General features: G+C 65.0%; 23 protein-coding genes and 1 pseudogene. 7 read left to right on the top strand and 17 right to left on the bottom strand.

Annotated features, from left to right (window positions below; all coding sequences use genetic code 11):
- Positions 1-6 precede the first annotated feature (6 nt).
- The 4 genes from HQ314_RS20240 to HQ314_RS20225 all read right to left on the bottom strand — a co-directional run bounded on the left by HQ314_RS20240 (position 7) and on the right by HQ314_RS20225 (position 4,150).
- Positions 7-603, bottom strand: coding sequence for a nuclear transport factor 2 family protein (locus HQ314_RS20240; protein WP_222651070.1), 597 nt, complete (start codon positions 601-603; stop codon positions 7-9).
- 283 nt (positions 604-886) lie between these two features.
- Complete coding sequence (locus HQ314_RS20235) at positions 887-2,371, bottom strand: TRAP transporter large permease (protein WP_222651069.1); 1,485 nt, start codon at positions 2,369-2,371, stop codon at positions 887-889.
- Positions 2,364-2,879, bottom strand: a complete 516-nt coding sequence (locus tag HQ314_RS20230) for a TRAP transporter small permease (protein WP_222651067.1) — start codon at positions 2,877-2,879, stop codon at positions 2,364-2,366. Before HQ314_RS20230 ends, HQ314_RS20235 begins: the two co-directional genes overlap by 8 nt.
- A 2-nt stretch (positions 2,880-2,881) precedes the next feature.
- Positions 2,882-4,150, bottom strand: a complete 1,269-nt coding sequence (locus HQ314_RS20225) for a TRAP transporter substrate-binding protein (RefSeq protein WP_222651066.1) — start codon at positions 4,148-4,150, stop codon at positions 2,882-2,884.
- A gap of 499 nt (positions 4,151-4,649) precedes the next feature.
- Between HQ314_RS20225 and HQ314_RS20220 the strand changes: the two genes are divergently transcribed.
- The gene (locus HQ314_RS20220) at positions 4,650-5,879 is read left to right on the top strand and encodes a cytochrome P450 (RefSeq protein ID WP_222651065.1); all 1,230 of its coding nucleotides are present in this window, start codon (positions 4,650-4,652) and stop codon (positions 5,877-5,879) included.
- Positions 5,880-5,921: 42 nt separating this feature from the next.
- Here the strand turns inward: HQ314_RS20220 and HQ314_RS20215 are convergent, their stop codons facing one another.
- The gene (locus tag HQ314_RS20215; protein WP_222651063.1) at positions 5,922-6,278 is read right to left on the bottom strand and encodes a DUF4286 family protein; all 357 of its coding nucleotides are present in this window, start codon (positions 6,276-6,278) and stop codon (positions 5,922-5,924) included.
- Positions 6,279-6,360: 82 nt separating this feature from the next.
- On the opposite strand from HQ314_RS20215, the gene HQ314_RS20210 reads away from it, so the two are divergent.
- On the top strand, positions 6,361-7,200 hold the full coding sequence (locus HQ314_RS20210) for a mycofactocin-coupled SDR family oxidoreductase (RefSeq protein ID WP_222626748.1): 840 nt from the start codon (positions 6,361-6,363) through the stop codon (positions 7,198-7,200).
- Positions 7,201-7,237: 37 nt separating this feature from the next.
- Here the strand turns inward: HQ314_RS20210 and HQ314_RS20205 are convergent, their stop codons facing one another.
- Positions 7,238-8,704: an aldehyde dehydrogenase family protein gene (locus tag HQ314_RS20205; protein ID WP_222651062.1), complete on the bottom strand. Its 1,467-nt coding sequence runs from the start codon at positions 8,702-8,704 to the stop codon at positions 7,238-7,240.
- An 11-nt stretch (positions 8,705-8,715) separates the two neighbouring features.
- Complete coding sequence (locus HQ314_RS20200) at positions 8,716-9,828, bottom strand: NDMA-dependent alcohol dehydrogenase (protein WP_094695276.1); 1,113 nt, start codon at positions 9,826-9,828, stop codon at positions 8,716-8,718.
- Between the two features lie 409 nt (positions 9,829-10,237).
- On the opposite strand from HQ314_RS20200, the gene HQ314_RS20195 reads away from it, so the two are divergent.
- Positions 10,238-11,248, top strand: coding sequence for an oxygenase MpaB family protein (locus HQ314_RS20195; protein WP_222651061.1), 1,011 nt, complete (start codon positions 10,238-10,240; stop codon positions 11,246-11,248).
- Positions 11,249-11,322: 74 nt separating this feature from the next.
- On the opposite strand, the pseudogene fbiC reads toward HQ314_RS20195, so the two are convergent.
- Together fbiC and HQ314_RS20185 are read right to left on the bottom strand one after the other, a co-directional pair.
- A pseudogene (gene fbiC / locus HQ314_RS20190) lies at positions 11,323-11,850 on the bottom strand (7,8-didemethyl-8-hydroxy-5-deazariboflavin synthase); the annotation flags it as partial.
- Positions 11,851-12,104: 254 nt separating this feature from the next.
- The gene (locus HQ314_RS20185) at positions 12,105-13,094 is read right to left on the bottom strand and encodes an LLM class flavin-dependent oxidoreductase (RefSeq protein WP_204870110.1); all 990 of its coding nucleotides are present in this window, start codon (positions 13,092-13,094) and stop codon (positions 12,105-12,107) included.
- Between the two features lie 166 nt (positions 13,095-13,260).
- On the opposite strand from HQ314_RS20185, the gene HQ314_RS20180 reads away from it, so the two are divergent.
- Positions 13,261-15,276, top strand: coding sequence for an acetoacetate--CoA ligase (locus HQ314_RS20180; RefSeq protein WP_222651059.1), 2,016 nt, complete (start codon positions 13,261-13,263; stop codon positions 15,274-15,276).
- On the opposite strand, the gene HQ314_RS20175 is transcribed toward HQ314_RS20180, so the two are convergent.
- The 6 genes from HQ314_RS20175 to HQ314_RS20150 all read right to left on the bottom strand — a co-directional run bounded on the left by HQ314_RS20175 (position 15,273) and on the right by HQ314_RS20150 (position 20,589).
- Complete coding sequence (locus HQ314_RS20175; RefSeq protein ID WP_308119509.1) at positions 15,273-17,006, bottom strand: GAF domain-containing sensor histidine kinase; 1,734 nt, start codon at positions 17,004-17,006, stop codon at positions 15,273-15,275. The genes HQ314_RS20180 and HQ314_RS20175 overlap by 4 nt on opposite strands.
- Positions 17,007-17,032: 26 nt before the next feature.
- Positions 17,033-17,788, bottom strand: coding sequence for a response regulator (locus tag HQ314_RS20170; protein ID WP_222651057.1), 756 nt, complete (start codon positions 17,786-17,788; stop codon positions 17,033-17,035).
- Between the two features lie 6 nt (positions 17,789-17,794).
- The gene (locus tag HQ314_RS20165; RefSeq protein WP_308014342.1) at positions 17,795-18,607 is read right to left on the bottom strand and encodes a mycofactocin-coupled SDR family oxidoreductase; all 813 of its coding nucleotides are present in this window, start codon (positions 18,605-18,607) and stop codon (positions 17,795-17,797) included.
- Positions 18,513-19,175 carry a TetR family transcriptional regulator gene (locus HQ314_RS20160; protein WP_222626741.1) on the bottom strand — a complete coding sequence of 221 codons (663 nt, stop codon included), beginning with the start codon at positions 19,173-19,175 and terminating at the stop codon, positions 18,513-18,515. Before HQ314_RS20160 ends, HQ314_RS20165 begins: the two co-directional genes overlap by 95 nt.
- Before the next feature lie 155 nt (positions 19,176-19,330).
- Positions 19,331-20,272 carry an alpha/beta hydrolase gene (locus HQ314_RS20155; RefSeq protein WP_261781925.1) on the bottom strand — a complete coding sequence of 314 codons (942 nt, stop codon included), beginning with the start codon at positions 20,270-20,272 and terminating at the stop codon, positions 19,331-19,333.
- Positions 20,273-20,277: 5 nt separating this feature from the next.
- The gene (locus HQ314_RS20150; protein ID WP_222651054.1) at positions 20,278-20,589 is read right to left on the bottom strand and encodes a hypothetical protein; all 312 of its coding nucleotides are present in this window, start codon (positions 20,587-20,589) and stop codon (positions 20,278-20,280) included.
- A 199-nt stretch (positions 20,590-20,788) separates the two neighbouring features.
- Between HQ314_RS20150 and HQ314_RS20145 the strand changes: the two genes are divergently transcribed.
- From HQ314_RS20145 to HQ314_RS20135, 3 genes are all read left to right on the top strand, one after another.
- On the top strand, positions 20,789-21,382 hold the full coding sequence (locus HQ314_RS20145) for a TetR/AcrR family transcriptional regulator (RefSeq protein ID WP_222651052.1): 594 nt from the start codon (positions 20,789-20,791) through the stop codon (positions 21,380-21,382).
- Positions 21,383-21,409: 27 nt separating this feature from the next.
- Positions 21,410-22,474 (top strand): hypothetical protein, encoded by a 1,065-nt coding sequence (locus HQ314_RS20140; protein WP_222651051.1) that lies wholly within the window; start codon positions 21,410-21,412, stop codon positions 22,472-22,474.
- 64 nt (positions 22,475-22,538) lie between these two features.
- Positions 22,539-23,537 (top strand): alpha/beta hydrolase, encoded by a 999-nt coding sequence (locus HQ314_RS20135; protein WP_222651049.1) that lies wholly within the window; start codon positions 22,539-22,541, stop codon positions 23,535-23,537.
- Between the two features lie 6 nt (positions 23,538-23,543).
- On the opposite strand, the gene pcaD is transcribed toward HQ314_RS20135, so the two are convergent.
- Both pcaD and HQ314_RS20125 read right to left on the bottom strand, forming a co-directional pair.
- Positions 23,544-24,707: a 3-oxoadipate enol-lactonase gene (gene pcaD / locus HQ314_RS20130; protein ID WP_222626735.1), complete on the bottom strand. Its 1,164-nt coding sequence runs from the start codon at positions 24,705-24,707 to the stop codon at positions 23,544-23,546.
- Entirely contained in the window at positions 24,697-26,034 is a 1,338-nt protein-coding gene (locus HQ314_RS20125) for a lyase family protein (RefSeq protein WP_222651048.1), read from the bottom strand. Before HQ314_RS20125 ends, pcaD begins: the two co-directional genes overlap by 11 nt.
- Positions 26,035-26,064: the final 30 nt, after the last annotated feature.

The raw sequence follows: 26,064 nt of genomic DNA, 5'->3' as shown, positions 1-26,064 counted from the left end.
CGCATCTCAGCCCTGTGGGCTCGAGGAGCCGAACGGGTTGACGCTGACGTCGTCGGGCTCGGCGCCGTGCATGGTCGTGCCGACCACCTGATACGCCAGGGGATCGCCCACCTCACGGTTGAGCCGCTCCTGAATCTTCCAGCTGCCGTCGATGCGACGCAGCGTCCAGTGATTGAAGTTCGCACCGCTGATGTTGATGGCCGGCTTGACCGGTCGGGCACTACGGGTGCGGCGGCTGTCCTCGTCGCTCTTGACGATGACGAGCGAGTAGCCCTCGGCGACCGCATCGTCGCCGTCGATGTGCAGGATCAGTGGTCCGGTCAACGCATGGTGCTGACAGTTGCCCTGCTGCTCGACATGGGGGGTGTCGGTGATGAACTCCCAGATCTCCTCGTGCCCGACGTACGCGGTCCGCCCGTCGCGCGGCGCGCCGAAGCGCCCCGCACCGAGGTTGACGCGCCCGTCCTCGGCGTAGAGGTCGACATAGGAGGCTGCGTACCCCAGGTCGGCCGCGAACGCGTACCGGGAGAGAAGCTCGCGGATCTCCCGCTCGTCCTCGAGTCGCTTCACACGTGTCAGTAGATCGTTCAGGTCGTCGGTCATCTCTTGCTCCATGCTCTCGGGTCCGGGCCGCGACCGACCCGGGTCGAACGGTCTTGCGTGCGGTGGTCGAACAGATGAGCAAAACAGTACACTCTTAAAGAGGTCTCATGCGGGAGTCCTCCACGCCGGCAGATCTGGGGCGATGATCGTGCCGTAGATCTCCGAGACCCCATGCACGAGCTCGTACACCGTGGTCCGTCGGTACCGCATCTCGGCGAGGTGATCCGGCATCGATTTCGTTGCTGCGACCGACGACGCGGTGCCGTCTCCAGAGCTCGCGCGGTCAGCCCCTACCTGCAACGCTCGGCAGCCAGGTCGCGATCCCGGGAAAGAAGATCAGTGTCACGACCACAACGATGGCCAGCGGCAGATACCACAGCGCGGCGATCCAGATGTCCTTGAGACTGATGGCTCGCCCGCAGTTGACCTCGGGCTCCCTGACGATCGTGTAGATGATCATCGTGAGGATCCCCACAGGGGGCGTGATCATGCCGATCTCGCCCATGAGCACGATGAACGCCCCGTACCAGAGCAGGGAGACGTCCAAGTTCGCGAGTGTGGGCATCAGCACCGGAATGGTGAGCACCATCATCGGCAGGGTCTCCATGAAAGCCCCGAGGAACAGGTAGATGACCATCATGAGGAGCAGGAACCCGACACGTCCGAGGTCCAGATTCTCGACCCCGTTCGCAAGAAGCGTGCTGATGCCCGACAGATTGAGCATCTGCCCGAGCGCACCGACGCCGACCAGCAGCAGGAAGATTGTGCCCACGCTTGTGACTGTGCCGACACAGGCGCTGGCGAACGATGACAGCGCGTCGCCTTGCTTGCGACGCCAAACGAACAAGATGATCGCGGAGAACAAGGCTGCGGCCGCACCCGCCTCGGTCGCGGTGAAGATGCCGGAGAAAACACCGCCGACCACGATCACCACCAGGACGGGCAGCGGCCATACCTTGCTCGAGCTGGAGAACCTCTCCTGCCAGGTACTGGTCACGGCCGACGACGGTGACGACCGCCTTTCGACCACGGCGAATCCGATGAGCATGAGCGTGAACATCACCGAGATGAACAGACCCGGGCCTACGCCCGCGAGCAGGACCTGGCCGACGTTGGCCTCGACGACGCCTGCGTAGAGCACCAGAAGGATACTCGGGGGGATCAGCTGCCCGGGCAGGCTTGCCACGATGACCGACCCGAGCGCCAGACGATTGCTGTACCCGGCCTTGATCATCTCCGGAACGCCGATGCGGGTAAGGGCATAAGTGACCGAGGACGACGAGCCGGACACCGCACCCAGGCCGGTGCCGGCAAGGTTCGTGCCGACGGCCAAGCCGCCCGGAAGCCAGCCGAGCCATGTGTTGGCAGCGCGGAAGAGATCCTGTGTCAGTCCGGACTGCCACATCAGCATGCCCATCAGGATGAACATCGGCAGCACGCTGAGAGACCAGCTGGTGACCGTGTCGTAGGGCAGGGAGCCGAGCACGTTCTCCACCACACGCCCGTTGCCGAGCGCGTAGAGCCCACCCAGGGACGGGACCAGCAACGCCATGGCCAGCGGCACGCGCAGCATCATCATCAGGCACATCAGCACGATGGCATTCGCTCCGAACGCCTCAGGTCTGAGCGGGAGCCAGAACAGCGCGAACGAAACCGTCGACAGGGCTGCAAGTGTCGCGACGGTGAAGGCCGACTTCCGAGGCGATGCATGCACGGACTCACCGGCCCCGGTGGCGTCCACGGTCTGCCCCTGCGTGAGTTCAACCATGGATGCTGCCTCCTTCAGTGCGGGGCTCGAACCCGCGGCGTCCCTCGCGCACTGCGAGTGCGGTGAACGAAGCGGCCAGCGTCGCGAAGACGAACGGCACCAACCAGTAGACCGGCCAGGACGGGAGTCGCGAGCCACCGCCTTTCTGATCGATCTCGGTTGCGTACCTCGCTTCGTCGAGTCCGAACCAGGCGAGCGCAAGGAAGACCACGGCGCAGATCGATGAGCCGACCGCCACGACGACGGACCGATGGCGCGTCGTCAGGAAGCCGTCGATCAGCTCGACCGTGATGTGGCCGTCGCGCAGCTGGGCGACGACGAATCCGAGCAGGACGAGCACGGGCATATACCAGAACTCGGTGATCTCGAGGGTATAGCTCAGTGGCCGGTCGTTGACCAGACGCAGGATGGCGTTGGCAACGATGTGCAGCATCATCGCGGTCAGCGCGATGGCTGCCGGCCACTGGACCATCTGCAGCAGCGCGGATCTGAGGGGAGCCTGGCGCACGGTCACTCCGGCCGAAGGGGCAGGTAGGCCGACTCGTAGACGGCTCGAGCGAGGCCCGCCGGGTCCAGGTCGGCGCTCTCGAACCACGCGGTGACCGCCCCCGACTCGGGCCCATCGCCGAATCCGTATTCGGCAACGAGGTCTTGTGATTCACGGGCTGCCGACTGCGCCTGCTCGACGAGCTCGGGCGACTCGCCCTCCACGCGCGCGAGCTGTGCCGCGGCTGCGCGGTTCATGGCCTCGACCGCGTCGTCAGCCAGCTGGAGGGCGCTCCCGCCCGCTTCGGCCAAGGCGGCCTCGTAGACGAGGTTCTGGTCCAAGTTCTGCTCCAGAGCGCTCGCGATGAGGACGTCCACCCGGTCCCACAGCAGCTGCTGCGCCACGAGCGGGAGAGCGTCCCACGTGTCGGCCGACATGGCGATCGGTGCCGAGTTCCACGTGACGTTGGCATCGGCCGAGTCGGTGGTGAAGGGTGCGACATCGAGGATCCCAGACGTGGCCACCGACCCGACACCGCTGTACACGCAGTCGACGACACCTCGCTGGAGTGCCTCGTAGTATTCGGTGAAAGGCAAGGACACGTGCGACGCGCCGAGAGCCTCGACCATCTCGCTGTGCTCGATGCCCTGGGCGGCGATGGACACCCCGGCAAAGTCATCGAGATCCGTCCGTTCCTCGGTGCAGAACAGACGTGGACCGGTCGCGCCTTGGAAAGGCATCAGGCTCTTCATCCCGGCCCGTTCGTACTCCTCACCGAGTCCATCGTCGTTCAGGCCCACTTTCTGCAGCGACGCCGCCTTCCCGGCAGTCCCGGGCACGATAGCGTTGGTCGGGATCGTCGACAGGATATTGAATTGCCTGGTCCGTGGGTACTCCTGGGGCTTGAGCATCGTCAGAGGAACTGCAATGTCCAACCGCCCGTCGCCGAGGGCCGCGTCCACGTCGGTGGCCTCGACGCGTGAGCTGCTGTAGGCATGGTTGATGGTGACCTTGCCCCCCGACCAGTCCTCGAGGGCAGCGAAGTAGTCGTCGAAGGACTTGGTTCCGGTTCCCTGCGGCTGTGCTGACTGCGCCTCGAGCGTGATGGGAGCGACCGCCTCGAAGGCCTTGACGTACTCCTGCTGCGAGGTACCGGATTCCACGCCGGCACCGCCCGAGGTGTTACCTGCGGTGTGTTCGGCACATGCGGACGCACTCAGGACCAGCGCTAAGCACGCGGCTCCCGGGAACACCCTCCGGCGCGACGCGCCGATTCCCTTGTCGATCGTCATGCCAGCTCCTCCAGTGGGGCGGCGGAAGCGCCGGGCGACGGCACGGAGCACGGCCTTCTGCGAGGGTGCTCACGGCCTTGGCCCGCGTTGCGCTCCAAACGCCTCGGCAGACTTGGTCGCCTGCCGTAATGAGTGCAACGAATTCGATACGAGTATGTGCAGCGCCGAGCAGGTGTGTCAAGGGCCACACTGCCATCTTGGATGCACGAAGCGACAAGTAGTGGCGGCGCAGCGTGATGCATTCTCTTGATGGGCAACGCGATCGAGGACTTGCCGTGGAAAACCGGGCCTGATTCATCTCGGCTCGCGCGCAAGCCATGACTCCACCGGTCAATGGCGGTTGCTGCCTACGCTCGCTCACTCTAAGGTGGGTCCAACAAATTGAGTGCACCTAAGATTTGCCGATCGTTGCAATCGCCTACCGCGTCCGGCATCAGGGGTGGCTGCCCGGAAGGGTGATCGGTGACGTGATCTGCCCCTGAATCAAGGAGCTCGGAACATGACCGACGACCTCCAGGTCCCCGTCCCACCGCACGTCCCCGACCACCTCGTGCGCGACTTCGACTTCAACCACGTGCCAGGGGCCGATGAGGACGTCTACGGCGCCTGGAGGCAGCTGCAGGACGGGCCGGAGATCTTCTGGACCCCGCGTCACGGCGGACACTGGGTAGTCACCCGTGCCGAGGATGTCGAGCTGGTGCAAACCGACTACGAGCGGTTCTCGCACGAGGTGATGACTCTGCCGCGAAACGCCAAACCCCTTCGCACGCCACCCATCCAGTACGATCCGCCGCAGCATGGCGGCTACCGCAAGGTGCTCAATCGCGCCTTCTCCCCCAGAGTCGTCGCCGGGTTGCAGCAGGACCTGAGGGATCTGGCCACGTCACTGATCGAGGGCTTCGCAGAACGCGGCGAGTGCGAGTTCGTCTCCGAGTTCGCGCGCCATCTCCCCATCGTCATCTTCCTGCGCATGGTGGATCTGCCGATGGAGCACCGCGAGCTGTTCCTGGGGTGGGCCGAAGCAGCCGTCCGAAGCCCCGACGCCACCGCCAAGAGAGCCGCCTACCAACAGGCGATCGACTACCTGTCCGAGGTGATCAGCGAGCGCTCCGAGAATCCCGGCGATGACCTCATCAGCATGGTCATCGCCGGGGTGGTCGACGGCCGACCGCTCGACCATGACGAGGTCCTGGGCATGTGCACCCTGTTGTTCGTCGGCGGACTCGACACCGTGGCCGGCATGATCAGCTTCATTGCCATGTTCTTGGCTGAGAACTCGAGTCACCGCCGACAGCTGATCGAGTCGCCCGAGATGATCCCGCAGGCCATCGACGAGCTGCTCCGCCGTCACGGTATGTCGAACACGGTGCGCCTGATAACCCGCGACACCGAGCTCCAGGGCCTACAGCTCAAAAAAGGTGAACTGATCATGGTTCCGATCAGTCTGCACGGGCTCGACGACCGACGGTGGGTCGACCCTCTGACCGTCGACTTCACGCGCGACACGCGTGGACATGCCACCTTCGGGACTGGTCCCCATCGCTGCCCGGGTGCCGGTCTCGCGCGAGCGGAGATCCGTGCGTTTCTCGAGGAATGGCTGCAGCGGATCCCTGACTTCTCGATCAAGCCCGGCGAAAAGGTCGAAACAGTCACGGGAAGCGTCAACGGGGTGAGGCGTCTGGTCTTGACCTGGCCCACCCCGTCGCTCGATACCGTACGACACTGCTGACGCGTCGACTCGCACCCATCCGGCGGGCGGCGCCGACCACGGTCACTCACCTCGCTTCGGCGCGATCACCTTTCCACCCAGAGAGGTGAGCAGTACAGATCCACTACCGGGCACCATGGCGTCCGAGAGCTCCATCTGCCCACCCTGCACTGCGGCACCCAGCCTGCCGAGAGCCTCCACCGGGTCACCGCTGATCTCGTAGAGCGTCGCGTACTCGTACGGCGGCGTCGGGACTTCTGGTCGGTCCAGTGCCGTCGAGCGCGTGAACCGCTGCGCGGACTCGAAACCGTCGATCGACAGCACGTCCGGGACGTGCGTCGAGTCGTACCACTCGTTGAACTCCTCGTCGCGTCCTTCGACGGCATTGGTCTGCACGATGTAGAGGGACAGGCCTTCCATGATGCTCCTTTGTTCATGTCCGGACGGTGTTCGGATTGAGTACACTCTACGCGTTCGCAATGTTCAAAACGAGGAGCACATCATGGGTCGACTGGAGGGCAAGGTTGCCTTCATCACCGGGAGCGGGCGCGGCCAGGGCCGCTCCCATGCGCTGAAGCTCGCCGCCGAAGGGGCCGACATCATCGGCATCGACATCTGCGAGCAGATCGACGGGGTGCCCTACCCGTTGTCGACGCCGGACGATCTGGCGGAAACGGTGCGCGGTGTCGAGGCGCTCGGTCGACGTATGGTCGCTCGACGAGCCGATGTCCGTGACTTCACACAGCTGAAGGGGGCTGTGGACGACGGGGTGGCCGAGCTGGGGAGGCTCGACATCGTCTGCGCCAACGCCGGCATCACCGGTTCGATGTCGCCGGACGCCGATGCCGAGACGCGTGTACGAATGTTCCGTCAGGTGGTCGACGTCAACCTGACCGGCGTCTTCTGCACGGTCGAGGCGACGAAGCAGCACGTGATCGATTCGGGCGACGGCGGCTCCGTCATCATCACCAGTTCGATGGCCGGACTGCGTGCGCTGGGCGCCGGCGGGGGCTACGGGGAGTCCAAGCACGGGTTGGTGGGCATGATGCGTTCGTACGCCCACGAACTCGCCCCACACATGATCCGGGTCAATACCGTCCACCCCGGAAACGTCAGGACTCCGATGATCATGCACGACGCGCTCTACCGCGCGTTCCGCCCCGACCTGCCCCATCCGACGGCCGCGGATGCGGAGGTCGCGATGGCCACGATGCACCTGTTGCCGGTCCCCTACACCGAGCCCGAGGACATCAGCAACGCCGTCCTGTTCCTCGCCTCCGACGAGGCGAGGTTCATCACCGGTGTGACCCTGCCGGTCGACGCGGGCGGCGCCGCCAAGTAGCACCGCCCGCCCTGACGGGCCCCTCGACGGGGGCCCGTCAGGCCAGTTGCGCCCCGGCCGGGAGCGCGATCTGCTTGATCTCGAGGAAGCTGTCGAGGCCTGCCGCGCCGCCCTCACGCCCCATCCCCGACTGCTTGTAGCCGCCGAAGGGGAACGACATGTGCGCTCCGAACCCGTTGACGCTGAACGTTCCCGTACGGATTCGACGACCGATCTCGACCCCGGCGGCGATGTCGTGGGTCATCACCGCTCCCGAGAGGCCGAACTGAGAGTCGTTGGCGATCCGGATCGCATCCTCGACGTCCTCGTAGACCATGAGGGCGAACACCGGCCCGAAGACTTCCTCCTGGGCCACCCGCATGTTTGTCGTGACACCGTCCACCAGCGTCGGCGCGATGAAGTAGCCGGGACGATCGAGGGCCTCACCACCGGTGACGATGACTCCCCCGTCGTCCTCGGCGTCCTGGATGCGAGCGAGCACCCGGGTCATCTGGGCCTGCGACGCCAGCGGGCCGTACGTGGTCGCCTCGTCGTCGGGGTCACCGATGACCTGGCTCTCGAACAGTTCCTTGAGCGCGTCGCGCCACACGTCGTGACGCTCCTTGCTCACCAGGACGCGGGTGAGGGCGGTGCACACCTGTCCGCTTCCCCCGAGCATCCCGGCCGCGAGGGCCGGCATGACGTCGACCGGCTCGACGTCGTCGAGCACGATCGCCGCCGACTTGCCGCCGAGTTCGAGCGTCATCCTCTGGAGGTTCTTGGCGGCCACACCCATGACAGCCTTGCCGGCCTCGGTGCCGCCGGTGAAGCTCACCATGTCGAGGCCGGGCTGGGCCTGCAGCGCCTCACCGAGCTCGCGGCCGCCCGGCAGGATGCTGACGACGCCCTCCGGCACACCGGCCTCGGCGAGGATGTCCGCGAGCAGGAGCGGCGCGAGCGGCGTCTCCGGCGCGGGCTTCATGACGACCGAGCACCCAGCCAGGAGCGCCGGCGCCAGCTTGAGGGACGCGAGGACGATGGGACCGTTCCACGGCACGACGGCCAGCACGGTGCCCACGGGCTCCTTGCGCAGAAGCACGGTCCGCCCGTCCGGCCCCGTCTCGACCGTCTCCAGCGCTACGTCGTCGCCGCGGCGGGCGTAGTCGCGCCAGATGTCGATGGAGATATCGTGCACGAACGCCGCGAAGGCACGAGCGGAGCCGAGGTCGCGCACGACGTACTCGATGAACTGATCACGGTGCTCGTCCAGCAGATCGGCGACGCGTGTGAGGACCTTGCCTCGCTCTGTGACGTCGAGTCCTGACCACACCCCCTTGTCGAACGCCTCGGCCGCCAGGGCGACGCTGGTCGCCGCGTCCTCGGGGCCGGCCTCGGGGATGTCGGCCACGATCTCGCCGGTCGCCGGGTTCTCCACCTCGATGCGCCGGTCGCCGGTCGGTGCGCGCCACGTGCCGCCGACGAAGATCTGGCTCGTGTGGTGGGGGGGGATGGTGCTGTCGGTCATGAGGTGCTCCTTCATTCTGGGTTGATCTCGACGACGCCGCGCAGGATGGTTCCATCGGCCATGTCCTGGTAACCCTGTGCGATCTGGTCCAACGTGTATCGGCGCGTGATCAGCTCGTCGAGTTTGAGCTGACCGTTGCGGTAAAGGTCGAGCAGTTTGGGAATGTCGACGTGCGCGTTGCATCCTCCGTAGAGCGTGCCGAGAACCTGCTTGGCGTACAGGCTCAGAAACTGGCCCGGCAGTTGGACGTTGAGGTCGCTGAAGCTGTCGGCCATGCCGGCGAGCACCAGTCGGCCCGCCTTGCGGGTCGACTCGAAGCACTGCGCTGTGATCTCGGCGGTCAGAACCCCGACCGTCTCGATCACGGCATCGGCACCCTGCCCGTTCGTCAGCTCGGCAACTCGGGCGAGAGCCTCCTCGTGCGTGGCGTAGGCCTCGGCACCGAGCGACTCGGCGAACTCACGTCGGAACGGTTTCGGCTCCACTGCGATCACATGGCTGGCTCCGCAGTGGAACGCGCCCTGTACCGCATTGGCACCGATTCCCCCGATGCCGTAGACCATGACGACCTCACCGGGGCGCACTTGTGCGACGTTGACGGCCGACCCCCATCCCGTGGGCACGCCGCAACCCACGAGGGCGGCGACGTCCAGCGGGATGGTGGGGTCGATCTTCACACAGGAGTTCTTGGACACGACCGTACGTTCGGCAAAAGTACCGAGCATCGCCAGACCGCCGATGTCCTCGCCCCGCCCGTGGAACCGGAACGTACCGTCGGGCATGACCCCGGTTGCGATGGTGGCACCCAGGTCGCACAGGTACGACTGACCGGACACGCACCATCGGCACTTGCGACACGTCGGGATGAACGAGAACACGACGTGGTCGCCGACCTCGATGTCCTCGACCCCCGACCCGACCTGTTCGACGATCCCGGACGCCTCGTGTCCGCCGATCATCGGCTTGCGGGCGTCCGGGTCGCGACGGGTGTGCTCGTCGGAATGGCAGAGACCCGCGTACGCCACCCGCACCAGCACCTCCTCGGGTCCCGGATCATCGAGGTCGATCGTCGACGGGTGCCAGTTGTCGCCGAACTGCCACAGGACGGACGCTTGCACTTTCATGGGGTCCTTCTTTCTCGGTCGGGCTGTCTCGACCAGCTGGTTCTGCGGTCGACGGGGCCGGCTGTCGGTGCCCGGGTGTGCATCCGGCGGCCGGACGTCGTCGGCGACTTCCAGAACGAGGTGACAGATTCTGACATCGACCACAGCATGACACAGATCACACTGATTATGATACTCTTTTATCCGAGACCTCGCGTCAGAGCGTGGATCCACCCATGTCGATCGCCCGGTGGTCGAGCCGAGCACGAGCACCGGTTCGGCAGCGATTCGGTGCGAGAAGCGCTCGTTGAGGAAGCGTTGAGTAGAAGTTGCGCCCGCGAGTACCCAGACACACGACACAATCGTTCCGAGTGGCACCGCTCACATCCATACGTTCTGGAGGTGCCCCAGCCGAGGAGGAAGATATTCGATGTCCGACACACTGCCACGGAATTTCCGAATGAGCCGAAAAGTCCGGAATGTACTGGGCAAAGCGCTCGGCGCACCGGCACTCGAGGACAAGCACAGCAGGCTGAAGCAAATCGAGAAGCTGGACCCGGTCGACGACTGCGTCGAGGTCTACCGATTGTTCGTCGACGACTTCAAGGCATCGAGCGCATTCGCAGTCACCGGTGGATTGTTCGTGACCTTCGCCGTTCCACGAATCAGTCGCATTCTGACCCAGTCTCGCCAATTCGAGGATGCGATACAGAAACGGCTGGTGGATACAGTCTTGTTGGACTTCCACTACCACGAGTCCGGGTTCGTCCCGGGCATCGGCAGGGATTCGATCCGCCGTGTGAACGAGATGCATCGTCAGTACGACATCCATCCCGAGGACTACGTGTTCATCGGATGTTGGGAAGCCGTGTCCTACATCTGGTACGCCGAGACCTACGGTTGGCGCCCAGTCACCGCGAAGGAGAAGCTTGCGGCAGTGGCGTTCGCGAAGCTCCGCGGTCGCCACATGTACGGCGGCGAGAAGAAGATGCCGTATCCGGACACGCTCGAAGAAATGAAGACATTCTGCGCGGAGTACCTGGACGCGCAAATCGCTTACGAGCCACAGAACAAACGCCTCGGTGAGACCTTGGTCGAGTACGTGTTGAAGGACTACCCGAAGATCCTGCACCGACCGATCCAAGCGTTCTTCTTCTCCGTCGGCCCCGATGACCGATTGATCACCAATTGTGGATTCGACCTGCCGAGCCCCCTTGCCAAGAAGATCAGTCGGAAAGTGATGCGTCTGTACGCAAAGCTGGACCCCATGCCAGGCGGGCTCACATCACTCGCACAGGACCTGGTCGCCAAGGAGTATCCCGATGGGTACCAGGTCGACCTGCTCGGCACCCATGTGAACGCGTGCCCTCGAGCGCGAATGAGCGCCGATGACAAGAGCACCGTCGCGATGACCCCCGCGGCCTCGGTGCCCGCGCAGTAGAGGCTCGGAACGACTGGTTCGAGGCGCTCACCCGGGTCGGCTCGGGTGAGCGCTCTCTCGTGCGGCACTCGTCGTCAGATCGAGTCGACAACCGGTGCAGCGCCGACCGTTCCGTAAGTGGTGGTGCGCTGACGAACCGGTCGTCCGATACCGCCGGCGATCTCGTGCAGCTCGGAGACGGTCTTCTCCGAACCGTTCTGCGAACCTGCCATCCGCGAGATCGTCTCCTCCATCAGAGTCCCGCCCAGATCGTTCGCACCTCCGTCGAGCATCGCGCGAGTTCCTGCGACTCCCAGCTTCACCCATGACGTCCGAATGTTGTCGAGCCGACCGTGCAGCATGATCCGACCCAGAGCGTGCACCGCGCGGTTGTCCCGAGTGGTCGGACCGGGCCGCGAGGCACCGGCCAGATACAGCGGCGATGACTGATGCACGAACGGCAGCGGAACGAACTCCGTGAACCCACCGGTGCGGTCCTGGATGCGCTCGAGCACGTTCAGGTGTCCCACCCAGTGCGACGGGTTGTCGACGTGGCCGTACATCATCGTCGAGCTCGACCGCAGTCCCACCTCGTGCGCCGTGGTGACGACGTCGATCCACGTCTGGCACCGTCCTCGATCGACCCGCAGACGCCAGTCCGGCATCGCGCACCCGCGACGCCGACGCCATCACATCCTCCAGATCGTCTCCGCGTGCGCGCAACAGAGCCGTGGCCTCGTCGACATTCAACGACACACCGTCCCGCACGCGACGGAGTACCCGCCGCATCGCAGAACTCGACGGCGCCGTGGGATGTCGGGGTGAAAACACACTGTCGGACACTGCGACAGCACTCCCCCTCTGTCTCCGCGCTCGATCAGCTCGCCTCGACCTTGGGCATGATGTCCTCGACCAATCGCTTGAGATCGTCGATCGTCTTCGACGTCGGTACATCGCGGAACGGTGGCCACAGAATCGGCATCGTCATTCCGGCATCCTTGTACCGCTTGAGCCGGTCCTCGATCTGTTGCGCGGTACCGGTCAGCAGGTTCGTCACCTTCCCGGCCGCCGTCTGATCGGTCTTCTCCTCGGTGATCGTGAACCAGATCATGCTGCACATGTCGAACCCTGGCGGGAAGTCTCGACCCAGCTCGTCGAGCTCCCTCTTCATCTCACCGCGCCAGCGAGCGATGTCCTCGGGTGAATCCTGGATTCCGATCCACCCCTGCAGTCCATATTTGGCGATGCGCTTGGCCGACCGTCTGGGATCTTTCAGTCCCGAGAAATAGATCGGTGGACCAGGCTTCTGGATCGGCTTGTGCCCGAATCCGGACAACGGGAAATCTGCAAATTCCCCGTGATATTCGAACAACTCGTTCGACCAGATCCCCTGCATGATCTCGATGGTCTCGCGAACGTGCCCGTGCCTGCGCGCGAAGAGATGTGATGCGCTGGCCGCAGCAAACTCCTCCGGCATCCACCCTGCGCCCACCCCGACGTTCAGCCGACCGTTGGCGAGGTGGTCTTGGGTCGCCAACTCCGCAGCAAGCACGCCTGGCGAACGATAGGGAGTGTCGATGATGCTCATGCCGATTCGAAGCTTCTCGGTCTTGGCAGCGAGCCACGGTATCAGGGTCATGCCCTGAAACCACTTACCGCGCGAGATGACCGGAAGCCCGTTGGGAAGATCGGCCATCATGCCGAACGGATACTCCAACTCGGCCCGATCCGACGCCTCCGGCACGACGATGCGATCGAGGGTCCATACCGAATCGAAGTCGAGTTCCTCCGCAAGTGCCGTGAGGTCCTCCAATTCCTTCAACGTCACGTGATCTCTGAAATTCGGGAGATACAGAGCCAACTTCATCGGTGGTACTCCTCAGTGATGACACATTCTGCGGCGGAGGTGATTCCGTCGATCGAGTCCGAGGCTAACGCGCTCGTATCAATGCGTTCACATGTCATTCTCAACGTGTCGTCAATATCGTCGCCAAAACCGGTCCCTGTCGCGACGCGGCTCTAGATTCGAGTGTATGGAGCATCGCGCAGGAACCGGTGGCAGCCGGGTCGACGAATCTGTATCGCCGGACGTCGTGTGGAGCCCTACCGGGGAGAGCATCGCCGAGTCACCCCTGCGTGACTATCTGGACTGGCTGGAGATCTCCACAGGTCGCCGCTTTCCTGATCATGATTCGTTGTGGTCCTGGTCGATCGAGAACCTGGACGAGTTCTGGGTGTCCATAGCCGACTATCACGGTGTCGCATTCTCGAGGCACTGGACCCGTGTGCGCACGAGCGATCCGATGCCGGACACACGATGGTTCGTCGGGGCGCGGCTGAACTGGGCGGAGAACATGCTACTGCGCGGACGGGACAGCGACACAGCGTTGGTGTGCGCGTCCGAGAGCGGCGCGGTCGATCGTGTCATCACCTTCGCCGAACTCCAGCGATCGGTGGCCGCAGCGTCCGGATGGCTTCGACGCGCGGGGGTACGCCCGGGGGACCGAGTTGCCGCATATCTGCCGAACACCGAACACGCTGTCATCGGAGTTCTCGCGGCTGCGGCGGTCGGCGCCATATGGGTCTGCTGCTCACCCGATTTCGGCCCGGACGGAACCATCAGTCGGCTGTCCCAACTCGAACCGACCGTGCTGATGGCTGTCGACGGGTATCACTGGAATGGCAAGGACATCGACCGAAGCGACGTTGTCGCACAGCTCCGCGACAATCTACCGTCGCTGCAGCATGTCGTTCATGTCCCCTATCTGTACGACCGCTGGCCGCCCGAAGGCTCGACACCCTGGGCGGATGTGGTCGGTCGCGATGCGCCCCTGGAATTCGAGCAGGTCGACTTCTCACATCCACTCTGGGTGCTGTTCAGTTCGGGGACCACTGGACTGCCCAAAGGGCTGGTTCACGGCCACGGCGGGATAGTTCTGGAGAGCCTGAAGTGGACGGGGCTCTATTGCGCACTCCGTGCGGGTGAGCGCCTGTTCACCTACACATCGACTGGCTGGGCGCTGTGGAACATGCAGCTGGGCGCGCTGTCCCGAGGTGCGAGCATCGTCTTGTACGAAGGTAGCCCCGGACATCCCGCGGGCGGTGTCTGGGAGATCGCGGCCCGAACCCGCGCGAACGTGATGCTGCTCGGTGCCGCGGTGGTGTCGGCATCCGCCGGTTCGAGCACCGTCAAGTCGCCCGGGGACACCTTCGACATGCGCTCGCTGCGGCACGTGATGGTCAGCGGATCATCACTGCCGGCCGACGACTACCGCTGGATCAGCGAGCACGTCGGTTCGACGATCGACGTCGATTCGACCAGTGGTGGCACCGACATTGCCGGCTCCTTCGTCGGCGGGAACGCGTACACCGCGGTTCGGCCCGGACGCATCGGCGGTCGGATCGCCGGCGTGGCTGCCGCCGCATGGAGCGACGAGGGTATCCCGCTCGTCGGCGAAGTGGGGGATCTGGTCATCACGGAACCCATGCCGTCGATGCCGCTCAGGCTGTGGAACGACCCGGACGGTTCGAGATATCGAGAATCGTATTTCGACACGTGGCCAGGGGTCTGGCGGCATGGTGACTGGGTGACGGTCCACGCGGATCAGAGCATCACCATTCACGGCCGCTCGGACTCGACCCTCAACAGGGCGGGGGTGCGCTTGGGGAGCTCGGACTTCTACGACGTCATCGACGGTATGCCGGAGGTGGCAGATTCCGTGGTCGTCGGTGTCGACCTGCCCGATGACGAGTACTGGCTGGGACTGTTCGTGGTGCCGGCCGCAGGTCGTCGCCTCGACGATCGTCTTCGCCAGGACATCGCTCACGCGTTGCGGACCCGGTTGTCGCCCCGGCACGTTCCGGACGAGATGGTCGAGGCACCTTCTGTGCCGAGAACACTGAACGGCAAGAAGCTGGAGATCCCGATCAAGAAACTCTTGGCCGGCCGGTCGATCACCAGTGCGGTGAACATCGCATCGGTGGACGACCCGACATCGGTGCGTTGGTACGCGGACTTCGCCGCATCGAGGTTCCCCGGGCATCGTTAGATCGAGGACGTGGGGGGATCGGACGTCATACGGTGTCCCTGTTCTCCGGCGGGCGCATTCCGCTCCGGGGAGACACCACGAGGTGTCGAGGACAACGCGATGTCGAAAGCGGCGCCACCGTCGCTGTGATTGCGCGCGGTCAGAGTCCCTCCCATGGCCGTGACGAGTCCGTGAGAAAGCATCAACCCGAGGCCGTAACCGTCAACTGTCGACCCGACACCTCGGTCCTCACGTCCACGCCGGAAGGGCGTGAACAGATTCGGAAGATAGTCGTGCGGTATGCCATCCCCGTCATCGCTGACGGTGATCACCGTCATCGAGGTTCCGAGCACCGCCGAGATGTCCACGGCTCCCCCGGCGTGACCGTAGCGAAGAGCATTCCCGATCACGTTCAGCAGAACCTGGCGCAGGCGCCCTGGGTCTGCCCACACTTCGAGTGACGGCTCGATCGAGACGTTCACCGCCGTGTGGCGCCGGTCCGCCATCGCGGACAGCAGTCTGGTGATGTCGTGCACCGTTCGAGCAATGGGTGTCGGCTCGATGTTCAATGGCAGGACACCGGCTTCGATTCGACTGATGTCGAGAACGTCCGTGACCAGATCCAGAACATGGTCGGAGGCGAAATCGATACGGGCGAGCGCTTCCTCGCGGCGTTCCTCGTCCAAGTGCAGCGTGCGGAGCAGTTCGGTGAACCCTTTGATCGCCTGCAGCGGGGTACGTACTTCGTGGCTGACCGAGGTGAGCAGAGCCGATTTCGCGGAGCTGTGGGACTCGGCCACCTGGCGTGCTGTTTCCGCGCGCTCCCGCTCCGCTCTCGCTTCGTCGGCCGACAGTCTCTCGGTCAGATCGACCAGGTTCAGAGCGAACCGTAGCGGTGTGTTGTCACGGCCGCGTACCAGAGAGAAGGTTGCCTCGACCGGCACTGTGGCACCGTCGTTGCATATCACCGCCATGTGTTCGGTCACACAGAAGACATCACCCCGTGCCAGCGTTTCGTGTATTCGGTTCTCGGAGTGCGCATCGAACAGCAACGCCGAGTCCAGTCGTCGATCGACCAAGTCCTCCACGCGATGGCCGCCCAGCTCGGCGAAAGATGTGTTCACGCGCTGGAATACCCAATCCAGGCCCAACAGGGCTGCGCCTGCGGGGTTGTCCTCGAAGGATCGGCGAAACAACTCTTCGCTCTCGATCAGTTCGCCGAGCAGGCGGCCGTTCTCGAGCGCGACCGCGGCAAGGTAAGTGAATCGGTCGACCAACTGTCGTTCTCTGGCAGTCGGCCAGTGCGGGGCGCCGTGGTAGACGGCAAAGGTGCCGACAGTCCGTCCCGACGGGTCTGCGATCGGTGTCGACCAACATGCGACCAGACCGGAGGCCACCGCACTGTCTCTGAACTCGACCCACCGGTGGTCGATCCGAACATCTCGAGCGATGACGGGCTCACCGAGATGCGCAGCCACCCCGCATGATCCGGACAGCGGACCGATTCGGAGTCCCTCTATCGCGCGCAGATACTCGGGCGGCAGACTGGGAGCGGCGCCGTGGTGGAGGGTATCGCCCGAGGGCGCGACCAACAGGACCGAACACCGAGCATCCGTCATCAGGCATTCGAGTGCGGTGAGGACTGCGTCCAGGGTGTGCTGTACCGGAACGGCGGCGGCGACCATCTCGAGAATTTTCATCTGCTGGGCCATCAGGTAGGTGAGGTCCTGTGGACTCAGCAGGCTGGTCACCGCCGTGTCCACTCTGTCGCTGCCGTTCATCGCGGGACGGAAGGACCGCCGAAGTGGTAACCCACTCCTCGCACGGTGCGTATGAGAGGCACTCCGGGGTCGCGGCCCAATTTGTTCCGCAGACGATGAACATGCTCTGTCACCGTTGCCTCGCCCAGAAAGTCACTGGAATGCCACACCCCCTCCAGCAGTTGACGGCGCGTGAAAACCTGACGTGGGTGCGTTGCCAAGAAGAACAGGAGGTCGAATTCCTTCACCGTCAGTTCGATCAGATCACGCGCAACCGTCACCTCACGACTCGACACCTCGATGCGCAGAGACCCGATCGACACCACTTGTGGGGTGGTGAACGGCGTGGCCCGGCGAAGTAGCGAACGGATACGGGCGGCCAACTCACCCGGTGAGAACGGCTTCACTAGGTAGTCGTCCGCTCCCAGATCCAGGCCTACTATCCTGTCGGTTTCGCCGCTACGCCCCGAAAGAATCATCACCGGTAGGTCTCGCGGCACTTCCGCGCGTCCGGAGCGGATCTCACGAAGGACGTCGAGACCGCCGACTGCCCGCAGGGACAGATCGAGAACGACGAGAAGAGGTTGATCTCGAGCCATGAGGCGTAACGCCATGGCACCGTCGTCCGCCTCAACGACCCTGAACCCCGAATCGTTCAGTTGCCATCTGACGACTGTGCGAATGCTTTCATCGTCGTCGACGACCAGGACGTGGCGACCATCTTCCGCGCCGGCACCGACCTGCGCGCTGTCCGACAACGGTGTCTCCTCCATGCGCCGTCAGACCTTGCTCGCCCCGTGGTCGATGGGGAGCTGAATTCCGGTCACGGTCCGGGAATCGTCACTTGCCAGAAAGAGCACGGCGCGTGCGATGTCCTCTGGTTCCGAAATGGGCGGATCGAACCAGATCTGCCCCATGACTGCCTGGTAGGACGGATTGTCGGCAAACACTTTCACCGCGTCGGGACCCATTTCCCCCATCGGTGTTCGAACACCCCATGGGTGGATGGAGTTCACCCGTATCCGGTACGGTGCGAGCTCGATCGCTGCGGACTTCACCAACGCAACCACTCCTGCTTTCGCGGCACTGTAATGCGCTTGCCCAGGAAGAGACTTCAGGCCTGCTACCGAGCTCGTGGCAATGATGGACCCACCGTTGTCTGACGCGATCATGGCCGGTACTGCCGCTCTCATGGTGTTGAACACGCCCGTGAGATTGATGTCGATCATGTCTTGCCACCTGGTCCGATCCATTTCCCAGAAGCGACCCCAGGACACGATGCCCGCGTTCGCGACGACGATGTCCAGGCGTCCGAACGCAGAGACACCTTTCGCGACCAGCGCCTCCAGCGCGTCGAGGTCTCGCACATCTCCGACCGCGTGAACCACGCGCCCGCCGAGCTTCTCGACGTTTGCGACCGTCTGTGCCAACTCGGCCTCGGTTGCGGCGGCGTAGTCCGTCGCAGCGGGGATACCCGCGATGTCGACCAAGATCAGATCAGCACCCTCCTCGGCCAACATCAGTGCTTCGGCTCGCCCCTGTCCACGCGCCGCTCCGGTGATGAGCGCCACTTTTCCTTCTAGCCGTTTCACGTGGTTCTCCATTCGATGTGATGGGACTCGGTTCAAGTACAGCGATTTCGATCATGGAAAGACATTTTTCGACAGTTTCCCTGGATGATGTGGTCGGATCCGACGCCCACATCTCCGCCGCGATGCGATTGGCGGCAACGATGCATGCGGCAACGAACCGCGCACGAAGATTTTGTCCGGTCAGGGCCAATCGACGGGTAATGACAGGCTGCATCGCCTGCTGACAGTCCTCGTGGATCTGGAGCCACACCCGTTGCAGTGGAGCCGAATCAGGAAGTATTGCGATAAGGTCCCGGTAAGAGGACGCACTGACGGACCGAAATGAGCCGTCGAGGGCATGAATCAGAGATTCGAGTAGCGACTCGTCTACCGGACGGTGGTCGACGGCAGCAACGTAGGACTTCCATCCTTCTTCCAGGAAGGGAACGACGGCATCTTCCTTCGCGTCGAAGTACCGATGGAAAGTGCGCGAGGACACACCTGCTGCCGCGGCGATATCGGCGACGTTCGTCGCAGTGAAGCCCCGGTCGACAAACATGTCCGCTGCTATGGCGGAGACTTCCAGCATTGCGTGTTCTTGCCTGGATCGTCTCGGTGGAGGGGTGTGACCGACCATGTTGTGACCGTACGCCCGACTGTCACAATGTGACAGGTTTTGCGGAAAGTGATGACCTGGAGAGCCGTTCCGCCCGCGTCGTCGACCCACACCTCACCGAGTAGCGGTCAGCCCGGCGCGAGGTGAGTCCGTAATTCTCGGACGAGTTCGGAGAACGCCTGCGTCGCACTCCGAGCGAAGCGCGGGAAGGCGAGATAGCCGTGCGGCATCCCGACGTACTCCGTGAACCGAACCGGTACACCCGCTGCCTGCAAGGCTTCCGCATAGCGAAGACCGTCGTCGCGGACCGGATCGAGTTCCGCGACCTGCACCAGAGCGGGAGGCAGACCCGCATGATCCTCGGCGAGCAGTGGGGACGCCGTCGGGTCTGCGCGATCGGCCGGATCAGGCACGTACAGAGCGACGTACGCCTCCAGGGTAGGGCGTTTGAGTACCGGCATGGTCGCGTTCTCGATCACCGATGGACTGGACAGGGTGAGGTCGGTGGCGGGATACAACAGCGCCTGCAACGCGATGGCCGGACCACCCCGGTCACGCACGAGCATGGCGGTCACCGCCGACAGGTTGCCTCCCGCACTGTCGCCCACGAGGGCGACCCGCGAACCGTCGGCACCCCACTGCCGAGCGCGGCTCACCACGTCCACGAAAGCGGCGTAGCAGTCCTCCGCCGCCGCCGGCCAGGGATGGCTGGGAGCGAGCCTGTAGTCCAATGAGACGACGACGGCGTCTGCAGCCAGTGCGATGCTGCTCGCCATGGAGTCGTACTGGTTCAAGGTGCCGACCGTCCACCCACCGCCGTGGATCAGGACGATGAGGGGAAGCGTGCCCGACAGCGCCGTGGGCCGATACGACCGGACGGGAATGTGGCCGTCGCCTCCTCGGGCGACGCCGTCCTCGACGGTGACCCCGGGCTTCATCGAACCCGCGACGAGATCCATGAGGAAGGAATGCGGCCTCGGTTTCTGCAGCCTCGCGATCTGCGACGGGGACTTGCCGACGATCATGTTGTCCGGCATGAGCTTCCCCAGCAGCCGCACCCGCCAGTCCATCGTGCTCACGGGACGAGGGCGAACTCGGCGACCATGGACTCGGGTACGGCGTACCCGTCGAGATCTCGGATCCGGTCAATATGTTCGGCGACGTCGTCCGGTGTCGCGACGGGCTGATCGACCGAGACGTGCCACCCCGGAGCCACGCCCATGAACACGCGTCCGTACCGCCCGCGGGCGATGGAGTACAGCTCCCTGTTGTGAGTGTTCTCCTCACTGGCGAGGTAGGCGACCATGGCGGTGATCATCTCCGGTTCCATGTGCGCCGGGGTGGTCGGCATTCCGGCGAACTGCTCGGGTGCCATGTCTGCTGCCATCCGACTCAGGGCCGCAGGAAGAATCGTGTTGGTGAGGATCCCGTGCGGAGCACCCTCCAGGGCGACCACATTGGCCAGTCCGAAGACACGACGCGGCCTTCGAACGACACTGCAGACATGACGACTCCTCGGTTCGTGGTTCTGACACATTGTGCCAACTTGACTCATACTGCCACACGTTGTCTGAGATACTGGCGGAATGACCGATGAGGCGCTCCCGTCAGCGGACGTCGCTGCTCCGCTGCGCGAGCGCCGTCGCGCGAGCACCCGGCGTGACATCGCCGACGCAGCCCTGCGCCTCTTCGAACAGCAGGGATACGACCGCACGACCGTCGAACAGATCGCAGCCGCCGCGGGAGTATCACTGCGCACGTTCTATCGCCACTCCTCGAGCAAGGACGAGGCGCTGACGTTCGGACTGGCGACCGGCCCGTCGGAGCTGGCATCCGAGATACGCGCACGGCGTTCCCTTCCGTTCGACGACGCGGTTCTCGACGCGTTCGTCTCGGTGGCAGGAAACGACCACCAACGCAGGGAACTGCGTGTCGTCCTCGGCACGCCGGCTCTTCGCTCCGCGTGGCTCGCGGCCGGTCAGGCCGCCCGGGACGACCTCGCGGAGTTGATGACGGAACGCGGTGTCGTACGACCCGCGTTCCGGGCGCGGGCTCGGGCAGCCGCGATCGCCGCACTCCTCACCACCGTCATCGAGGAGTGGAAGTTCTCGGACATGAGCCTCGAACCACTTGCCCGCGAGGCGTTGTCCGTTCTCGCGCCGGCAGAGGCGCGAGCATGAGGGACGACGGCGAGGAGGACCGACGTCGTGCGTGATTGGATCATCAGGCTCACCGCCATCGACGACGACGCCGCGTCGGCGCTTCGGGTCCCCGAACACTTCGACACCTTGGTCGACGAACGCGTCCCTGCGACAGCGCTGCTGCGCGCAGTCACGGTCCTCGCCGACTGCGGCGCCGGGTTCCACGACCCCGATCGAGGACTGCCCATCGAGGTGGACGAACACGGTCGCACCTCCTCGACACCGGACGTGTCCACTCGTCCCCACCTCGAGCAGTTCGGAAGCATCACGGTCTGGCTGAACCGGACGGGGCCACCGTGGCCACTGGACCACCTGATCCTGGAACGTTTCGCCCGCAGCCTGCAATCCGTCGAACAACCGCGGGAGCGGCATCCGGTCGTCGCCGCGATCCGGACGGTCTGCGACGCGGACGCCTCCCCGGCGCACCGCAGTGCCGCACTGGCAACTCTCGGACTGACGGGACCGATCGTCATCGCGGCGACGTTGCCCCGCGATTCCCGTCGCACCCCGATCGGAATGACCGCCGACGGCGCGCGTGTCCATCTGCTCTCGAGCCGACCCACACTCGCCGGCGTGCCGACCGATGCCGCGGCCGGTTACACGATCACCGACGGGCTCCTCGTGTGCACGCGCTGGCAGCGTGCCGTGTCGGCCCTGAAGATCGCCGTCGACCCGGCCACCGGCGGACCGGCGCACGTCTGCCACGACGATCTCGGCGCCGTGGCGGACCTGATCGACAACATCGATGCCACCACGGCTTCCAGATCGGCGGACGTGCAGGTATTGGAATCTTTACGGCTGCAACGACAGTGGGTGACCGGACTGCTCGACAGCATCCTGAGTCACAGCAGCGTGCGCGAAGCTGCCCGTCGGCAGAATCTCCACCATTCGACACTCCAACAACGCCTCGACTGGCTCCAGAGCCGGCTCGGATACACCGTCCTCAGTCCCACCGGTCACGCGCGAGCCAGTACGACGCTTCTGCTCTGGCGCATCTCTCGCGCCGCGCAGAACAGGACGACACCGGCCGTGGATCCTCTCCCCGAGCGGCGACCGCCACGTGGCGGGTGAGGTACGCCACACTCGACGACATCGGCGGCTGTGACCGGCCGCCCTCCGCCTGTTGACTGTCGTCATGACTCGAACAGAACCGACGCCGACGTCGCTCCCCGTCGCTCCCCCGCTCGATCCCGAACTCGTCCCTCCGCTGAAGATGATTCTGGGTGCGGTCCCCACGCTGGGTGCCGACACCCTCGACGAGGTGCGGTCCATCACCCTGAACGGCCTTCCGGGGGCCGAGGAGGTCGACTGGACCGCGGGTGGCCGAGTGCGGGTCGAGGATGTCGTGGTTCCCGGTGACGGTGGAGACGCCGACCTGCAGATGACGGTTCTCAAGCCTGCCGTCGGGGACGGCCCGTGGCCCCTCGTCTACTTCGTGCACGGCGGCGGCATGGTGATCGGTGGGCGGCTCGTCGGCTTGGACGCACTCGTGCGCTACGCGGCCGAGGGACACGCGGTGATCGCCTCCCTCGAATACCGGGTGGCTCCGGAGCATCCGGACCCCACACCGGTGAACGACTGCTACTCCGGATTGCGGTGGGCCGCCGAGAATGCGGATCTTCTCGAGATCGATGTCGACCGCATTCTGGTCAGCGGAGTCAGTGCCGGCGGCGGACTCGCCGCAGGAATCGCCCTGATGGCACGCGACCGCGACTTTCCGCACCTCACTCATCAGATCCTGTGCTGCCCGATGCTCGACGACCGATTCATCACCCACAGCTCACGCATGGTCGCCCGAGGGTCTGCGTTGTGGACGAGCGATTCCAACGAGTTCGGATGGTCGTCGCTGCTGGGCGACCGTCGAGGTGGCCCGGAAGTGTCGGAGTACGCAGCCCCGGCGCGCGCCGAGAATGTGGCAGATCTGCCGCGGACCTACATCGACGTCGGCTCCGTCGAGGTCTTCCGAGACGAAGCTCTGGACTACGCACAGCGGCTCTCCCGGGCCGGCGTCAATGTCGACTTCCACCTGTGGGGCGGAGGCTTCCACGGGTACGAGATGGTGACCAATGCCGCACTGACACAAGCGGCCGCGGCGACCCGGCACGAGTTCTTCCTGCGCGCGCTGGAACGCTGAGTCGAGTCATCGAGAGTCGTGTTCGGTCACTGCCCTGTCCACCATCGCGAAGGCCGCGTTGCTGTTCGGCACTCCCGCGTACACCGCGGTGTGGAGAAACACCTCGGCGAGCTCGTCGGCGGACAGCCCCGCTCGCAACGCCGCCCTGATGTGCATGTCGAGCTCGTGCTGGTTGCCGACCGCGGTCAGGATGGCGAGCGTCAGAAGGCGCCTGAGGTGGTGGTCGAGTCCCGGTCGTGCCCAGACGTCGCCCCATGCCGTGCGCGTGATGAAGTCCTGAAACGGAGCCGTCACGTCGGTGGTGCGTTCGATGCTCCGGTCGACGTGTGCGTCCCCGAGCACGCTCCGACGTTGCCGCATCCCCTCGGCACGAGCTGCGGCCCTTCCCGTGTCGTACTCGCCGTGGGAAATGTGGTCGACGAGCAACCGCGTCACCTCTCCCGCACGCTCGACATTCGCGAGATGCGCTGCAGCCGTCAGAACGTGCAGGCGCGACCGTGCGATGCCGTCGGCGAGAATCCGAGCATCGGAGGGAGGTGTGGCGGGATCCTGCTCACCCGCGATCACGAGGGTGGGTGCACTGATGCGGCCCAGGTCCTCTCGGTCGTCCCACCCGGCCAGCGCATCACAACACGAGGCGTAGCCCTCGTCCGACGTGGCGGACACCATGCGGCGGTGGCGAGAGACGAGATCGGCGTCGCGTGCGACGAGTTCGGGTGTGAACCAGCGAGACACCACCGCGTGCGCGACGGAATCCGTGCCCTTCGCTCGCACGGCCGCGGCGCGGTCCGACCAGCCCCGCGGTTCGCCGAATCGCGCCGCGGTGCACATCAAGGTCAGTGTCTGCACCCGGGCAGGTCGATGGACCGCAATCCATTGTGCCACTGCGCCGCCCAACGACAGACCGACCAGATGGACGCGATCGAGTCCGTTCGCGTCGAGGACGGCGAGAACGTCCTCGGACAGGTCGGCGATCGTGTACGGCCCGTTCGGTGTCGGTGATCGTCCGTGTCCGCGGAGATCGACGACGATGACGTCGGCGACCTCGGTGAGGGCGCTGCGCTGGGCATCCCACATGGATCGATCGGAGCCGAGCGACCCGACCAGGACGACCGTCGCCCTCATCGGCGAACGGCCCGTGACCAGGTCGTAGGACAGCTCAACGGTCATGACGTCCTCCGGTACGCAGGTGAACCATGGAGAGGACGCGGTCGACGATGTCGCCCGCATGGCCGAGATGGTCGGCCGGGTCCAGCAGGCGCCGCACCACGGCCGGTTCGAGGTACTCGGTGACGGCGGGGTCGGTGTCGAGCGTGCCTCCGACGGCGCACGCGGCCGTGACGATCTCCCGAGCGTGGTCGGTGTGAGCATCGAGCGCCGTCGTGACGCGCTCGGCGAGAAGTAGTCCGTGAGTGATCTCGAGGTTCCTGGCCATCGCATCGGCGTGGACCAGAAGACCGCCCATGCTCACCGCGAGCTTGTCGGCTCCCCCGGCAGTCAGACGCAGCAGGTCGGTCATTGTCTCCCACTCCGCGTGCCATGCACCGGTCGCACGTTGGTGTTCGTGGTCCATGCCGGCCAGAACGGTGGCGACGAGGCCGGGTACCCGCCGCACCGCTGCGCGGGCGGTGACGGCGGCGATCGGGTTTCGTTTGTGCGGCATCGCGGAAGAACCACCGGGTGAGCGTTCGCTGACCTCGCCCAGCTCGGTCGAGGCCAGCGAGGTGATGTCGAGGGCAGGTTTCGCGATGGCACCCGCGGCCGTGCCGAGGGCGCCGGCGATCTCTGCGATGCGGGTGCGGTCGGTGTGCCAGGGAATGCCCTGATGCGTCAGTCCCAGTTCGTCGGCGAGTGCGTCCGCGAGGCGCAGACCGTACGGGTGCACAGCTGCCACAGTTCCTGCTGCGCCGCCGAATTGGACCGAGGTCGCCGCAGCGACGCGGGCGAGCGCATCGTCGGCACGCAGAAGGCCGGACGTCCAGCCGGCGGCGACGGCGCCGAACGTCGTCGGCACGGCCTGCTGGCCGAGAGTGCGACCTGCCATGGGTGTGCCGCGGTGCTCGAGCGCGAGATCTGCGCCCGCATCGACACAGGCACCGATCGACTGCCGGACGGTCGCGATCGAGTTCTTCACGATGAGCATGAGTGCCGTGTCGAGGATGTCCTGGCTGGTCGCGCCGAGGTGCACTGCGGACGCCGGCACACCTGACACGGCGACAGCCGCACGAAGAGCGGACACCAGAGGAATGACAGGATTCCCCCCCACTGCGGCGTCGATGCCCAGTGTCTCGATGTCCACTCCCCCGGGGGCACCGAGTTCCGCGGCGGCCGCCGTGATCGTGCCCGCATGCTCCGGTGCGATCAGCGCGTGGTGCGCCGCCGCCCGTCCGAGCGCAGCCTCGACGTCGAGAACCGCTGTCACCCAGGCCTGGTCGGAGACGGTGGCCGAGACGTCCCGAGCCCCGAACGTCGGATCGAACAGATGACCGCGCGTCATGGTCGCGTTCCCCCTGTCACAGCTCGAACT

This window comes from Rhodococcus sp. BP-332, from assembly GCF_019836065.1.
GTDB lineage: Bacteria > Actinomycetota > Actinomycetes > Mycobacteriales > Mycobacteriaceae > Rhodococcoides.
This window is presented reverse-complemented; position numbering and strand designations above follow the sequence as displayed.